This is a genomic window from Neisseria sp. P0014.S002 (genome assembly GCF_051958295.1).
In the GTDB taxonomy this organism is placed as follows: domain Bacteria; phylum Pseudomonadota; class Gammaproteobacteria; order Burkholderiales; family Neisseriaceae; genus Neisseria; species Neisseria flavescens_B.
In genome coordinates this window covers 1-251 of sequence record NZ_JBQCVO010000098.1, presented here as the reverse complement: position 1 = coordinate 251, position 251 = coordinate 1, and the positions used below count along the sequence as shown (strand labels likewise).

Here is a 251-nt window from a genome sequence, read left to right as displayed (position 1 = left end):
CCGCCTACGCTCCCTGTACGCCCAGTAAATCCGAACAACGCTTGCCACCTTCGTATGACCGCGGCTGCTGGCACGAAGTTAGCCGTGGCTGCTTCTGCAGGTACCGTCCGAACGGTTACCCGTTCCATCTTCCCTGCCGAAAGGGGTTTACAATCCGAAGACCTTCATCCCCCACGCGGCGTCGCTGCGTCAGGCTGTCGCCCATTGCGCAATATTCCTTACTGCTGCCACCCGTAGGCTGTCTCTTATAC

Annotated in this window: 1 rRNA gene; it reads right to left on the bottom strand. The window is 59.0% G+C overall.

Annotation, left to right across the window (positions count from 1 at the left end):
• Positions 1–251 (bottom strand): 16S ribosomal RNA (locus ACTHSX_RS10770); the annotation flags it as partial.